Genomic DNA, 14,457 nt, shown 5'->3' with positions numbered 1-14,457 from the left:
CATGAAATCATTGAAACCATTTATTCTCGCTACTGCTTTATTTTTAAGTCTAGCATCTTTTGTTTATGCCCAAGATAGCCAAGCCATTATCCGTAACAGGGCTTATCAAGGCGCCGAGGCGATCCAACCTCGGTATCGCGCCATCTATCAACTGGATAGTAACGCTCCGGCTACCATCGAAAAAGCCATACGGAACATCAACAATGTACTGCAAGATCCGCGACTAAAAGAAAAAATCGAAATAGAGCTGATCGCTTTCTCCGGAGGTACGGAAGCGTACCTAAAAAATGGCAAATATGAAGCCGCATTAAAAAGCTTAATCGATCAAGGCGTAATTGTAGCCCAATGTTTAAATTCTTTAAAGGAAAGAAAACTGAAAAAAGAAGAGTTGTATGACTTTATTGCCTATGTGCCCAGTGGAAATGGCGAGTTGGTTATTCGCTCAGCCCAGGGCTGGACGATTATTAAGCCTTGATCGCTTACCAATCAGAACACACAGGAAACAAGACACAGATCAGGAGAACAAACACGATAACAATCAAAACATGAAGACAACATTCTTTTTTATGGTAAGTATACTCGCCTTTCACTTGGCTAAGGCACAACAAGATCACCATTATGATCCACCTTGGAATACGCCACCGGAATCGAGTGTTCAATTTACCGTACCCGGTATAAACAATGTACCTGATTTGTATGGTGATGTGGAAGATCCGCAACTCGTTGTATTCTTCGCGGGTAATCAATTTATGTGCATCGATGAATTACTTAGTGGATTTAAGGAGAAGCATCCCGAGTACCAACGCATCTTTGCTGAAACACTTCCGCCCGGTATACTGGCAAAGCAAATAGAAGGCGGTTCGCTGACTATGGGTAATCTACGGATTACACATCGACCCGATGTTTATACCGCAGGAAAAAATCGCATCACGGAGATGGCAAGCTATTTTGATCGCACAGAAGTCTACGCGTACAATAAATTAGCCTTAATGGTTCCAAAGAAAAATCCGAAAAAAATTAAGGCCTTAAAAGATCTAGGAAAAAAAGATATTCGGGTCAGCATGCCGAACCCGGCTTGGGAGGGAATCGGGCGTCAGATTGAAGCCGCCTATAAAAAAGCTGGGGGAGAAAGTTTGCATAAAACCATCATGCAGACAAAAGTAAAGAACAACAGTACCTATTTAACGCGCATCCATCATCGCGAAAGTCCACTGCATATATTATACGGACAAAGCGATGTGGCTCCCGTGTGGTACTCCGAAGCTTATTATCAGAAAATGATCGGCCACCCGGTTGAATTGATTCCGATAGCGGATGAACAGAACATACGCGCGACTTACATGGCTGGTAGATTGAAGCAAGCACCCCATCCCCGAGCCGCTGCCGATTTTTTAGACTATCTAACCTCCGAGGAGGCAAAAGCGATCTACAAGAAATATGGCTTTGAAACCGACTAAAAGTTAGTCATGGAGCAAGGCAGTCTCGCTTTTAAGACAGCCTTGTTCTTTTTATTATTTACCACCTTTGATTACGCGGAGGGTGGAGCAAGTAAACTAATACTTACGTTTCAAATAGGCTTGCGATGTTAAAGAGATTAGATTATGTTTTAATGCTTCCAACACTAAACCCACTCTACTTTTCACACCAAATTTCGCAAACAAGCAAGCCCGATAACCGTCGATTGTTTTAATGGAAAGGCACATGCAATCAGCTATTTCATGGTAATTTAAGTCGGAACAAGCTAAACGAAGAAACTCCAATTCTCGGTCTCTTAAGTCCATCCAATCTGTATTGGAAGCCTGAAACCCCATGTTTGTCAGGTAATTGTTGTAATAACCCTTCATCCATATCTCCTGAAGTGCACCTTCCAATTCTTCTAATTCTATATTTTTTTGCAAATACGCACAGCAACCGGCTCGGATCATTTTCATAACACTGACCGAATCGTCGAGCCCGGAAATCGCAACCAATTTAACGTTTGCATATTTTTTTTTGACGCGTGCTGCCACCTCATCTCCGTTCATTTCAGGCATGAGCACGTCTATTAACAAAATATCTGGTACCGATTCCCCTTTGTCTAACTGTTCAAATAGAGAGAAACCGCTATCCGCCAGTAAAGTCACCTCAAAACAAGAGAAAGAGCTAATAATAATTTCCAAGGACTTTAACACTAACGTGTGATCCTCCACAATGCCAATGGTTGCTTTCATAGGCTACCGAATTATAGTTGATCGAACCAGGTTGGATTCGCTTTCCTAGCTTTATAATTGATGAATAAAGTAACTGAAATTATTTCGGTTCATCAAGTATAATAGCCACTATTATCGGGCCGGAATGATTAAATGCGAAATTGTGAGAAATATTCTCAATGATCACAAGCAAATAAATCTGGTATTTATTGCAGGCTTCTATTAAGCCTATTATTGGTAATAATTCTTGAGTAGATGGATCGATTTAAAATCCAGGATATCGGTGATATCATAAGTCGAAAGTGAGGTGGAAGCATAGGTTTCTAGATTATTCAGTTCTACTTCTTTATTAACCGGATTTTCTGTGAGGACATAACGTTCGTTCAACTGAATCAGGCTGACATCGCCTATCGTGAGGATTTCTGCCTTGAGCAGTTTTCCAAGGGATTCTAAACTTAGGGGCATAACTGTATTTCAATAAGATAGTTGGACAAAATTACGCTATTTTATTTTAAAAAAAATGACTTTTATCATGTTTTCCTTTTTAAATGAGCATCACGTCTACCTAATGATTGGGCTCAGAAGATTATGTAGCGACGTCCCCTTATACAAGTTGCACATCATTTCCTAACATTTATTTATCAATTAAATAATATTTCATTTTATTAAAAATAGTTATCTTTTCACTTTAAAATTATTAATTTGTATTTTTATTATGGACGGGATTACAGTGAATTTTCAGGTGAGACAGGGGCAACAACAGTATATCACCATACCAAAGGAGCTTTCCAAAACTTAAATATTAATAGAATGAAAAAAACAGTCTTAGTAGTTGTAAGCGTGTTATGTTTAGCAGCCTGCAAACAGGTAGAAATGAACGCCCCTAATGATTCAGCTAAAGCAGCCTCCTTACAAGCAGCGCCTAATCTGGCCTTGCTCGCCAGTGGAAACCCTTTTAAGGTCTTATCCTTTAATGTCAGGCATCATGATGACAGCGATCCACAAAGCATTGATGAGCGAAAGGAAAGTATCCGTCAGATTATTGTAGACAGTGCCCCCGACGTGTTTGGCGTACAGGAATTTTCTGACGACTCCTTCGAAACGTGGTTTAGAGCCCAAATGGCTGATCTGGGTTATGGCGAATATTACGACACAAGGATCACCGGCACACCCAAAGCCATTTTTTATAAAAATGTACGTTTTAGTCTTCAACGAAGCGGCACCTCACGATTAGGCGCCTCACCTATCATTAATACCGCTACCTGGGTGGTATTACAAGATAAAATCACCTCCAACCGATACTTTATCAGTAACAGTCATTGGCAATATGATTCGCAAGCTATACGAATTGAGAATGCGAAAGCGCTGGCGGCCTTGGTAAAGCAAGAGAATACGGACAACCTGCCGGTGATTGTGTTTGGTGATTTTAATGCAAAGCCTGGTACCACCGAAATTTTAAATCTCAAAAATGAATTGGACGTGGTAGATGCCTTGGGAGATAGCTCAGGCGACTATACCTTTCACGGCTGGGATGCTACAGGCAGTTCCAAATTGGATTGGATCATGAGCGACAGAAGCATGGCCTTCACCTCTTCACGTGTTATTACCACCAGCTATAACGGTTATTGGCCTTCCGATCATTGGCCCATCATGGCTACTTATGTCCCTTGCATCTTTGGCGGTCCGCACAACGATGTCAATGGCAAAAGCAGCAGTGCCGGTACCAACTTTTATTTTGCCGATGTAAACGGCGACGGGAAACAGGACAAGATTTATTGGAACCCCAGCTATGATAGCGGTAGGCCACAAGTATTCCTTTCCAATGGAGACGGCACTTTTGCCGCTTCGGCAATTGCGCATGCCGCCAGCGCTTCCTCCCTAAGCACTAGCCGTTATCATTATGCGGATGTGAACGGCGATGGTAAGGCCGATCAGATTTTATGGGATCCAAACTTAAATGCCGGTCACACCCGTGTTTATCTGGCGACCACGGGCGGTAATTTCAGTTCGACGGTTGTGGATAATCCCGAAGGAACGAGCGCAGGCAAGACCACGATATTTCATTTCGCCGATGTGAATGGTGATGGCAAGGCCGATAAAATTTATTGGAACTCGACTTTCGATTCTGGTAAAACAAGAGTATACCTTGCCACGTCGGGCGGCAACTTTAGTAGTACGGTAGTTAACGGTTCAGAAGGCGCCAGCACCACCGCCGGCACCACTTTCTATTATGCTGACGTAAACGGTGACGGCAAAGCCGATAAAATGCTATGGCATCCAAGCTTAAACGCCGGAAAAACCATGGTGTATCTCTCCGATGGTGATGGTACCTTCACAGCATCCAGCGCCTTCAGCAATTCAGGCGCCACCAGCGTTTCGGCATCCACGACCTTCTATTTCGCCGATATCAATGGTGATGGCCGGGCCGATAAAATCTACTGGCGGCCGGATCTATATTTGGGCAAAATAAAAGCCTATTATTCAACTACCGGTAATACCTTTGATGGCCCTATTTATTCACTAAGAGGCACCTCGCAGAGCACCAATACCAACTTCTATTATGCAGACATCACTGGTGATGGAAAAGCAGATCAAATCCGATGGAATTATGCGGAAAATGAGGGTAACCTACGGAATTACTTCGCTAAGTAATCTTATTTAAAAGGGGGTGTCTATTTCCATCATCGTCGTCATTACTTCGCCGCCGTTCTTCTGGTTCCCAATGACGACGATGTCAAAAAAGCAGATTGTTTCGTCATTCTCCCTCGCAATGACGCGTTTTCTAGGTGTTCACCACCTTTTGACACTCCCGTTTTTACACATAATAGGCGGATGTCCGCTTCCACCCCATCAACCGTAATATTTTGTGTACGACCTGTACTATTTGCTAAACATGACACCTATTTGCCAAAATAGTTTTACCGCCGCTATTTTTTTCCGTTCGTTGCGCATCGTTAAAAACTTTCCTGTTTTCTTCTACCCAAGTCTTCGTAGCAGTCTGTATCACCGCTCCGCTTAAATCGGTGCATTTGCCCCCAATCGCTCAGCGTTTGAAATACATCTTGAAGCGTTCCGACATATTTGGTAAGATAGTATTCGATGCGCAGGGGACGTAGCTTCATGTTAATTTTTTTCTGCACAAGGCCATGCAGTTGCAGATGCCTGAGTTCTTTCGCCAGGCAATGGGCCGATATGCCATCAACCGCATCCTGAATATCTTTAAACGTGCAAACTTCTTTTGAAAGTGCAACAATAATCCGTAGCTTCCACTTCCCGTTCAACACACACATTGTCTCTTCGAGGAAATCAAGTTTAGCGTCATCGAAATAAAACATCGATCTATCAACGGAATCAGTAGTCATAGCCATAATTTATTTGTCCATTCAATTGCAGACAAAAAAATTGCAATTATGCTTCCAATTATCCATTGATCACTTCTCCCCCATTTACATGAATCACCTGTCCGGTTATAAAAGAGGCGTCGTCAGAAGCTAAAAATACATAAGCGGGACCGAGTTCTGAAGGCTGCCCAGCACGTTTCATAGCGGTTTCACTACCAAACTCCTGAATCTTTTTCTCGTTGAATGTCGATACAATCAGCGGTGTCCATACAGGGCCGGGAGCCACACCATTTACTCGAATGTTTTTTTCACTTAAGTTTGTAGCCAATGATCGTGTAAAAGTAGTAATCGCACCTTTGGTCGACGAGTAGTCGATCAGCGCAGGCGAGGATCGGTAGGCCGTAACTGATGTTGTGTTGATAATGCTATCGCCCGCGGTCATGTGTTCCAATGCTGCTTCCGCAAAATAAAAGTACGCATAGATGTTCGTCCGGAAGGTAATATCTAGTTGCTCATCCGTGATATTCTTCACATCCTTTTGCGGAAATTGCATGCCCGCATTATTTACCAGCACATTTAATTTGCCAAAATGCGCCACGGCCTGTTTTACGGCATCTTTACAGAATGTACTGTCTTTGACGTCACCTTTTATTAATAGGCATTTTTGCCCGGCTTCCTCTACTAACTGCTTTGTTTTCTCAGCGTCTACATCTTCATCCAGGTAAACAATGGCAACATCTGCTCCTTCCTTGGCGTAATGAACAGCAACAGACCGTCCAATACCGCTGTCACCTCCCGTAATCAAAGCGACTTTTCCTTTCAGTTTTCCTGCGGCCTTGTAGGTGGGTTTTATGTATTCAGGCGCGGGGTTCATCTCTGCTTCTATCCCCGGCTGGCGGTGTTGCTTTTCCGGTCGATTGTTTTTTGTGTTTTCCATCATCCTAATAAATCTTATACTGTTTACGAATGATGTATTAACAACCATGGGCCGGACTTGTTTACATTAAGATCCGCTCATTGAATTGCCGTAATTCTCAAAATATGTAAACTGTGACAGATATTGTTCTTTCTCTAAGTCATTTTCAGCGAAAAGCAAATCAATATCAAAAAATTCGTCAAGACTAATAATGTCATTTTTATTTTCTTTCTTCCTATAGCCAAGTCTCCAGCGCATATAATCCCGGTGCTCGCGTAGACCCATATAAAGTACAACGAGGTTAAAATGGCGGCCGTCTTTCTGAATAATCCGTGCTAACTTCTCAAGCGCTTCAAAAGAGCCTTCCAATACACCTAAAAACCTTCCTTGTAGCTTGGACGAAAATAAGCCTTCGGCATACAACAAGATTCCGGTAATATCATGAATGGGGTTATAAAAGGTTGCTTTTTGATCTATTTCTCGGAGCTGATCGACCGACAACAAAGACGTAGCTTGGCTCGTATAGATTAATTGATAGGTTTCTTCTTTCATAAGGTTGTTTTAGTACGATAAAAGAAGAACCAAAACCATGCCGCCTTTGTGATGTGGTCATTTACACGGTTTTGCGACGACACAAAACAAATTCAAAATAAACCTGTTGACTTCTATGGGAACCCATATAGAACATGGGCGTCCATACATTTACTTAAAAAGAAAAACAATGGAAAACACAAAAGTTAAAGCAGAGGTATTAAATGATCTGATCGAAATCAACAATGATCGGATCGCCGGTTATGAAAGAGCCATCGAAGAATTGGATGACGCAAATACGGATCTGGCAGCTCTTTTCCGGGATATGATTCAGGAGAGTCGGAACTACAAAATGGAACTGATATCAGAAGTTCAAAAGACCGGTGCTGAAATTGAAGAAGGCACCACGGCGAGTGGCAAAATTTACCGAGCTTGGATGGATGTAAAAGCGATGTTCACAGGAAGTGATCGCAAGGCGGTATTAGCGAGCTGCGAAGGAGGCGAAGATGCAGCACAGAAAGCGTACAAGATGGCAATTGAAGAAAGTGAACTTGCGCCAGACACCCTTGCGCTTATTCAAAAACAACAAGCGAGTTTAAAGCTGTCGCACGATAAGATTAAAGCTTTACGCGACAGCGAAGTGTAAGTATATAACGGAATTGCCTTTTAGTGTTTGGTTATGGTCGTAAAAATGAATCCCTCATAAGAGGGATTTTTTTAAAGGACGGCGTTAACATATTTGCGTTTCAATAGACAATTACAATACCAAAAAAGATGTATAGCTATTTTGTTACGGAGATTTCAATATATATAGGTTATCGGAGTATCAATTTTGGAAAATCGATCGCGAATGATGACCCCATTCCTTCTTCACTTTTAACATTTATGGATCCAAAATGATCACTGATAATCTTCGAAGCCACGAAAAGACCGATACCCAGTCCTTTATATTGGGAATGAGCCATATCGCTGCGATAAAATTTTTCAAAGATCTTCGCTAGCGTTTCATTCGACATACCGATACCTTCATCTGCAACCGTAATCCGCACGACATCATCTTGAACAGCTGTCCTAATCGATATGGTTGTTCCCTTTTCGGAATATTTGATAGCATTACCTACAATATTAGCCAACGCCTGTTCAATGCGATTTTTATCGATTTGCATTTCACAGTCGGCACCTAATTCATACAAAATTTTATGGGCAGGGGCTAATAATTTAAAAGACTCGATGACCGACAACATAAAATCCTTGAAGGGCACCCACTCTTTATTGTACGTAAATTGGCCGTGTTCTATTTTAGAAACATCGAGCAACTGCTGCGTAAGCGTCACCAGTTTTCCTGCCTGCTTTTCCACCTTTTGCAAGTGACCGTACAATTTAATCTCATTGGGATCAACCAGCCGCAACGAAATTTGTGATAAAGCTCTCAATATTGTAATTGGTGTATTCAATTCATGACTAGCTATTGATAGGAACTCACTTTTCTGCTCGCTTAAGTACTTCGCATGTATGAGTTCAAGCTCCTGTTCCTGATTAGTTGAACTGAGTGCGGCATTTCGCAATTTTAATTCCTCATACGCACTGATTGGCCCTTGCAGTTCAATCTGCCGTTTAATAAGAACCATCTTTTGTTCGTCCATCTTACTGGATGTTGGAATTGCCATCTGTAGCAAAACAAAACCCTCTTGCTCTGAAAAGCTCGCTTCCATTAAAGGCACTAGCTTACGCGCGTAATCAAAACCCTCATTATGTTTTGGAAAGTCTTCATCAATACGAAAGTGCAGCTTCGCGCTGAGTGCATAGCGGTCTTTCACTTGTGTAAAGCCAATGGTACAGGCACCTTCAAAAGCTTTATCCATAATTTCCCTGCTGACCTCGGACACTGCCGTAGCAAAAACTGTTTGCGTAGCCACCGTCAATTTAATCAATTCGGCTACTTGGATCGACTTTTTATAAGCGAGCGTCAGATCCATTTCATTTTCGAGGGTAATATAGGCCAATTCAGTCATTTTACATATTGATAACAACAACAGACATGTCATCGGTTTGTCGGGCATAGTCTTTATAAATAGCTGCGGCCAAAACGGAGGGATCATGCCGGATTATTTGCGGATATTTGTTAATCTCCCATCGCGACCGGATGCCGTCCGAGCATAGAATCAATTTGCTATAATAGCGTATATCTAATATGTGGTCGTTCATAGTTCGCGGAATGTTATGTCCAATAATACCATTATACGGAAGCTGCGTTTTTGAAAGTGCAGCGCCCTGTAATCTCGTTGAGATATTACCAACACCGGAAATTTTCAAATGTTTTGTTTTCGTGTCAAGTACCGCAACTGTCGCAACCAGGCCCCGTGTTTTGCGTACTTCCGGATGTATGAACTGGATAATTTCCGTTGGCGAATCGAAAGGACAACGCTTAAACGCTTCCACCGCAGCGTTCATTGCTAAATTAGCGTCCGGCCCATGCCCCAAACCATCAGCTAACATGAATTTGATGTTGTTTCCAATGATTTTTTTGTAAAAGCCATCCCCACTGGTGAGCTCGCTCGGCTTGGCAATCACGAGCGGTCGTACATCTACGGCAACCTTTTCTTTTTTCCGCACCGTATGTTTATATACTCTGCTGAGCACGATAGTTCCCCAATTTGGTTGGGAAAACAAATCAAATTCGTCTGATAAGCGCGATATGCTACCCAAACCATGCCCCAAGGTACTTTTGGTTGATACACCGTCCGCCAACATCGATTTAGCATCCTTCATGCCCGGCCCATTATCGATGCAAATCAGTTCGACATAGCTAAGATCAGCATCGCCCATAATGCCTGCTAAAATCTCGCCACCTTTTGTATATTTGTGTAGATTGGAGGTTAATTCGGCCAGTATTAAATCAATTTTATCAATTTTTTTCGGATCAAAGCCCGCCGAAGCCACCATGCTGTGTATCTCTTTCTTTAAGATGGAAAAATAACTCCGGTCTGCAGCAAAAAAGCGCTGATGCGTAGCGTCAACCATTAGCCCATTTTGTTATGGTAACCTTCGTTCCAGCTCCTAATTCACTTTTTATCTCAAATTCATTCACGAGCCGCTTTGCGCCCGGCAAGCCCAGTCCTAAACTTTTACCGGTAGAATAGCCATCTTTCATGGCCAGCTTGATGTCCGCTATTCCCGGCCCCTTATCATTAAATGTGAGCCTTACACCGTGTTGTCGACCTAAAGAGACGATCTCGATCAGTACATCACCGCCGTTAGCATAACGTAACATGTTCCGCACAAGCTCGCTTGCCGCCGTGATGAGCTTCGTTTGATTCACCAAACTCATCTTAATTTTTACGGCGTACTCCTTTACCCGATTACGAAAGGGCACTACATCCTGCTCCCTGCCGATAGACATATTGTCTTTATTCAGCGAGATAATCTTCGTTATCATTTGTAGGATCTGTTTCATCTTCTTCTGTCAACTGAACCTTTGATCTCAATAGATCCATGCCTCTTTCCACATTTAGCGCCGTGTAGACACCCTGCAAGGGCAAACCAAGTTCAACCAATGTGATGGCCACTGCGGGCTGCATGCCTACCACAACTGTTTCCGCATCCAATAACTTAGACATCACCCCTATATTACCAATGATTCTACCCATGAAGGAGTCAACGATACTAACGGCTGAGATGTCAATCAATATCCCTTTTGCGCCGGTTTTACTTACCATTTTTACCAAGTCGGACTCTAACTCCAGCGCTAAGCGATCGTATAAATCTACCTGAATTGTGACCAGTAAAAACTGGCCCATTTTCAATATTGGAATTCTATCCATCACTTATAATTTAAACCAACGGAATTACCTGCTGACCACTTTTTTTACTTCTAGCTTTAATGATGTAAAGGCAAATGCCAAGGCACTGGCGAGGGACGCCTTGGTAACAATGCCGGTTAAGTCGATACCCAAATGAACGATCGTTTGCGCAATTTCGGGACGGATCCCGCTGATGATGCACTCCGCTCCCATCAAACGGGTCGCACTGACCGTTTTGAGCAGATGCTGAGCGACCAGCGAATCGACTGTGGGCACGCCCGATATATCTAATATGGCTATGCTGCTGCCAGACTCAACGATCTCCGTCAGTAAGTTTTCCATGACCACCTGTGTCCGCGCGCTGTCTAAAGTACCAATAATCGGCAAGGCCAATATGCCATCCCAAACACGAATAACCGGCGTCGATATTTCGCTGATTTCGTCTGTCTGGCGTAGAATTACCTCCTCACGGCCTTTTATAAAAGTTTCGAAGGTTACGATGGAAAAGCTGTCAACCAAACGGCTAACATTCAATGTTGCGGCTAATAACTCAGCAGGATCTTTAATTTCCTCCTGCAAAACTTGCAGCAAGGCTTCCTTCAGGCTCATAATATAGAGGCCCGTTTCTCTCGGGCTAAAGCCTTGTTTAGCTCTAGACAACGATATGCCGCCTAATAACTCAATCACATGGTCGAAATCCGAAGATTCGGGACTGCCTAGATTTTTCTCGTTTATGCTTTTTATCAGCGCCTCAACCAATTCGTCCGACTCTTCCCGTAACTCTTCATTGCTGATTAAGTCCTCCCTTAACAACTCATCGGCGAGCTGGTTTTTCATCCAGCGATCGGCAATTGCCGCCTTTTTCTTCTTAAAGATTTTTGTGATTTCTGCTGCCATCGTATTAGTTAAATTATTTTGTAATGTTACAGTATTTTTCACAAAAAAGAAAATTGATCAGCTGATTCTCATCCGCTAAATATTTTTCTGTCACTTTTGCAAACCGGGCCTTCGCTGCATTGCCAGTACAGCGCAGATATAAAATGCCAACTTAATGTTTGCCATTATTCGGTTTATGAATAAGATCAGCTGTTTCGACTATCCTTTAAGAGGTTAGCACTCCCAATATAGAAGCCTAGCTATAGCCATGGTATAAGATCTTTACCACTGATTATAGCATTTATCGTGTTAGTTTGAGAAATAATGGGAGTTTATATCCGGTTCGGGAAATAGTGTTATCAATTTGGACAATTATTAAGAGGTAAACATTTACGAATAAAAACAAAGAGGCCCTATTCCGAAGAATAAGGCCTCTTCTTCTATGTGAACTAGTCTAAAGGCTATTTAAATAGTTGACAACTTCTTCTCGTGTTTGGCCGGTCTTCTTTTGAAGCTTACCGATCAATTCTTCTTCCTGTCCTTCTGCATAGGTTAAATCGTCATCCGTTAATTCACCCCATTTCTGTTTCACTTTTCCTTTCAGCTCGTTCCACGAACCTTTTAATTTTAAATCGTCCATAACCTGTCTCCTCTTTTTGTTGTTTATTTAATAACGCCGCCCATGCCTATTTGTTTGAATAATATTATGACGCCTGTTTAGATCTGAAAAAGGACTTTTTCTTTTTCTGATCAGTGCCTATCAAATATCCGAAGGGCTGTAAGGCCGGAACATTATCGCAAATGATCTTAATGATCCCAAGCAGCGGAATAGCCAATACCATACCCCCTATGCCCCAAATCAATTCGCCCAAAACCAATGCGATGATCGTGAATAAAGGATTAATATTCACTTGATCACCTACTACCAGAGGCTCTAGAATATAAGTTTGCACAAATTGAACCACCAGGTAAACAACGAGTACGCCAATGATCTTATCGCTTCCGCCTCCTTGAGCAACCGTAGCTAATACCGTAAGGGAAGTTCCCGTTATATTGCCAACAAAAGGGACTATTTCAAGCACTCCACAAAGAATGGCAAAAAACAGCGCATTTTTTACACCGACAACACTAAAGCCGATGCCGTAGAGGATCCACAACATGACAATCATCAGGGCAAGCCCGGCTAAGTAATTCTTAGAAACATCGGCGGATTTATTGATGATTTTTTCAGTTTGATTTTTCTTGGTATTATCCACCAACTTAAGGATGAAGTTTTTTAATCGAGAACGATATAGAAGAAAGAGAAAGGTATAAACCAGTACCAACAAGCTGTCTACCAAAATACTCATGGTGCCACCGGCAAAAGACAAAATCGTACTGCTTCCTCCGCTACTTCCGATCGACTGCTCCGCCTTATCCACCAACGCTGCTTGCTGGTCCGAAGATATACCCAAAGTCTGGTTTATCCAAGACTTTAATTTTTCGAACAGGACAAGCACCCGTTCTTGCATGCCGGTCAGATTTTCGGAAAAATCACTTAAACGCCAAACTAACAAGGCTATTATTGTTGCAAATGCAAGCACAATCAACAATACACCAATTAATGAGGAAAGGGCTCTATTTAGCCCCCAGTCTTCCAGCTTTTTCGCTATACCAACAAACAACGTGACCAACACACCTGCCAGCGCTATGGGAATAAGAAATGGCTTTCCGATATATAATATGGCGATAACCAGTACAAGTAAGAGTAATTTGTTAACTGCTAGTTGGATTTTAATCATATCGAATTTTTTATGGTAATGAGCTTGCCAAGGCTTAAATTGTTGCTTTTATTGATAGCCATGATTTGGTAAACAAAATATAACATAAAAAGTTGTATCAATAGTTTTTGAGCTTATGTTATCGAACGTACCCACACCTATATCGCCACGTAAACGACCACGCTACAGGTGTGTTAAATTAGTCGGTTCAGATGGCCGCCCGCCTTTGAATATTTCGTCTGCTTCCTCTTAATGGAACAATCCTGCCGCATAGGCGGGATCAACGTGCGATTACTATTATGGCGGGAAATAATGCCTTGAGAATAGCGCAATGCACCTATCTACATTGCCGACTAAAAATTATTTTATCAACTTATTGATATTGTTCAACTCCCCAAATAGCACGAGGATGTCACCTTCCTCCAAAATGGTGGTCGATTTTGCAATACCCGTCACCTCCTTAACGGTGGCTGTTGTGCCTTCTACATTTCCTTTGCGCTGTTTTATAGTGGTCAATACAATCACTTTATAAGCATTGGTAAGGTCTGCTTCTCGTAAGGTTTTTCCAATATAGCGTTCAGGAACCACCGCTTCTACAATACTGTATTTTTCAGAGATTTTAAAGCTGTCAACGATGTCAACATTGTCAAGCCTCACGGCCAGGCGCTCGGCCGACTCTGTCTCTGGTCGGATATATTCGTCGATTTGCATGGCCTCCAACACGGTTAGTTGCAGCTCCGAAACAACGCGGCCAATGATACGTTTGACTTTCAATTGTTTGAGCAGAGCGGTTGTTAACAAGGAAGCGCCTTCATCTTCGCCAATTGCTACAATAACAGCATCACTGTCATAAAGCGGAAGTGCACTTACAGCATCTCTATCGGTTGTATTGAGGCATACGGTATGCGTTATCTTTTCCTTTAGGTTTTCAACCTTCGTCATATCACGGTCCACACCTATTACTTCGTGCCCAAGCGCAGTCAGTCGAATACTTAACGCCTTTCCGAAATTACCTAATCCTAAAACTATATACTTCATTGATTG

17 protein-coding genes are annotated in these 14,457 nt (G+C 42.3%); 4 read left to right on the top strand and 13 right to left on the bottom strand.

Going from position 1 to position 14,457, the window contains the following annotated elements:
- Position 1: 1 nt before the first annotated feature.
- Together ACH11B_RS11350 and ACH11B_RS11345 are read left to right on the top strand one after the other, a co-directional pair.
- A complete protein-coding gene (locus ACH11B_RS11350) occupies positions 2 to 475 on the top strand; it encodes a DsrE family protein (protein WP_377612727.1) in 474 nt (157 codons plus the stop codon).
- A 70-nt stretch (positions 476 to 545) separates the two neighbouring features.
- A complete protein-coding gene (locus ACH11B_RS11345) occupies positions 546 to 1,457 on the top strand; it encodes a molybdate ABC transporter substrate-binding protein (RefSeq protein ID WP_377612728.1) in 912 nt (303 codons plus the stop codon).
- A gap of 96 nt (positions 1,458 to 1,553) precedes the next feature.
- On the opposite strand, the gene ACH11B_RS11340 is transcribed toward ACH11B_RS11345, so the two are convergent.
- Together ACH11B_RS11340 and ACH11B_RS11335 are read right to left on the bottom strand one after the other, a co-directional pair.
- The gene (locus ACH11B_RS11340) at positions 1,554 to 2,210 is read right to left on the bottom strand and encodes a response regulator (RefSeq protein ID WP_130856330.1); all 657 of its coding nucleotides are present in this window, start codon (positions 2,208 to 2,210) and stop codon (positions 1,554 to 1,556) included.
- 210 nt (positions 2,211 to 2,420) lie between these two features.
- Positions 2,421 to 2,654: a hypothetical protein gene (locus tag ACH11B_RS11335; protein ID WP_289553749.1), complete on the bottom strand. Its 234-nt coding sequence runs from the start codon at positions 2,652 to 2,654 to the stop codon at positions 2,421 to 2,423.
- 345 nt (positions 2,655 to 2,999) lie between these two features.
- On the opposite strand from ACH11B_RS11335, the gene ACH11B_RS11330 reads away from it, so the two are divergent.
- Positions 3,000 to 4,841, top strand: coding sequence for an FG-GAP-like repeat-containing protein (locus ACH11B_RS11330; protein WP_377612729.1), 1,842 nt, complete (start codon positions 3,000 to 3,002; stop codon positions 4,839 to 4,841).
- A gap of 302 nt (positions 4,842 to 5,143) precedes the next feature.
- Here the strand turns inward: ACH11B_RS11330 and ACH11B_RS11325 are convergent, their stop codons facing one another.
- The 3 genes from ACH11B_RS11325 to ACH11B_RS11315 form a co-directional block, all read right to left on the bottom strand.
- On the bottom strand, positions 5,144 to 5,551 hold the full coding sequence (locus ACH11B_RS11325) for a winged helix-turn-helix transcriptional regulator (RefSeq protein ID WP_377612731.1): 408 nt from the start codon (positions 5,549 to 5,551) through the stop codon (positions 5,144 to 5,146).
- Positions 5,552 to 5,609: 58 nt separating this feature from the next.
- Positions 5,610 to 6,470, bottom strand: a complete 861-nt coding sequence (locus ACH11B_RS11320; RefSeq protein ID WP_377612733.1) for an SDR family oxidoreductase — start codon at positions 6,468 to 6,470, stop codon at positions 5,610 to 5,612.
- A gap of 63 nt (positions 6,471 to 6,533) precedes the next feature.
- Positions 6,534 to 6,998 (bottom strand): BLUF domain-containing protein, encoded by a 465-nt coding sequence (locus ACH11B_RS11315; RefSeq protein WP_377612735.1) that lies wholly within the window; start codon positions 6,996 to 6,998, stop codon positions 6,534 to 6,536.
- A gap of 169 nt (positions 6,999 to 7,167) precedes the next feature.
- Between ACH11B_RS11315 and ACH11B_RS11310 the strand changes: the two genes are divergently transcribed.
- Positions 7,168 to 7,623, top strand: a complete 456-nt coding sequence (locus ACH11B_RS11310; RefSeq protein ID WP_377612737.1) for a PA2169 family four-helix-bundle protein — start codon at positions 7,168 to 7,170, stop codon at positions 7,621 to 7,623.
- Between the two features lie 169 nt (positions 7,624 to 7,792).
- On the opposite strand, the gene ACH11B_RS11305 is transcribed toward ACH11B_RS11310, so the two are convergent.
- From ACH11B_RS11305 to ACH11B_RS11270, 8 genes are all read right to left on the bottom strand, one after another.
- Positions 7,793 to 8,989: a sensor histidine kinase gene (locus ACH11B_RS11305; protein WP_377612739.1), complete on the bottom strand. Its 1,197-nt coding sequence runs from the start codon at positions 8,987 to 8,989 to the stop codon at positions 7,793 to 7,795.
- 1 nt (position 8,990) lies between these two features.
- Complete coding sequence (locus tag ACH11B_RS11300) at positions 8,991 to 9,998, bottom strand: SpoIIE family protein phosphatase (protein WP_377612741.1); 1,008 nt, start codon at positions 9,996 to 9,998, stop codon at positions 8,991 to 8,993.
- Positions 9,991 to 10,413 (bottom strand): anti-sigma regulatory factor, encoded by a 423-nt coding sequence (locus ACH11B_RS11295; RefSeq protein ID WP_130856320.1) that lies wholly within the window; start codon positions 10,411 to 10,413, stop codon positions 9,991 to 9,993. Before ACH11B_RS11295 ends, ACH11B_RS11300 begins: the two co-directional genes overlap by 8 nt.
- Positions 10,385 to 10,798: an STAS domain-containing protein gene (locus tag ACH11B_RS11290; RefSeq protein WP_377612743.1), complete on the bottom strand. Its 414-nt coding sequence runs from the start codon at positions 10,796 to 10,798 to the stop codon at positions 10,385 to 10,387. The genes ACH11B_RS11295 and ACH11B_RS11290 overlap by 29 nt, the downstream gene beginning before the upstream one ends.
- Positions 10,799 to 10,822: 24 nt before the next feature.
- Positions 10,823 to 11,716 carry an STAS domain-containing protein gene (locus ACH11B_RS11285; RefSeq protein WP_377612745.1) on the bottom strand — a complete coding sequence of 298 codons (894 nt, stop codon included), beginning with the start codon at positions 11,714 to 11,716 and terminating at the stop codon, positions 10,823 to 10,825.
- Positions 11,717 to 12,107: 391 nt separating this feature from the next.
- Entirely contained in the window at positions 12,108 to 12,293 is a 186-nt protein-coding gene (locus ACH11B_RS11280; protein ID WP_130856317.1) for a CsbD family protein, read from the bottom strand.
- Positions 12,294 to 12,357: 64 nt separating this feature from the next.
- Positions 12,358 to 13,434 carry an AI-2E family transporter gene (locus tag ACH11B_RS11275; RefSeq protein ID WP_377612746.1) on the bottom strand — a complete coding sequence of 359 codons (1,077 nt, stop codon included), beginning with the start codon at positions 13,432 to 13,434 and terminating at the stop codon, positions 12,358 to 12,360.
- Between the two features lie 339 nt (positions 13,435 to 13,773).
- The gene (locus tag ACH11B_RS11270; RefSeq protein ID WP_377612748.1) at positions 13,774 to 14,451 is read right to left on the bottom strand and encodes a potassium channel family protein; all 678 of its coding nucleotides are present in this window, start codon (positions 14,449 to 14,451) and stop codon (positions 13,774 to 13,776) included.
- Positions 14,452 to 14,457 lie beyond the last annotated feature (6 nt).

Origin of the sequence: Olivibacter sp. EAT-5, assembly GCF_044784325.1 — a bacterium.
Classification (GTDB): domain Bacteria; phylum Bacteroidota; class Bacteroidia; order Sphingobacteriales; family Sphingobacteriaceae; genus Olivibacter; species Olivibacter oleidegradans.
Note: the sequence above shows the minus strand (reverse complement) of the source record. Positions and strands in the feature narration are given on the sequence as shown.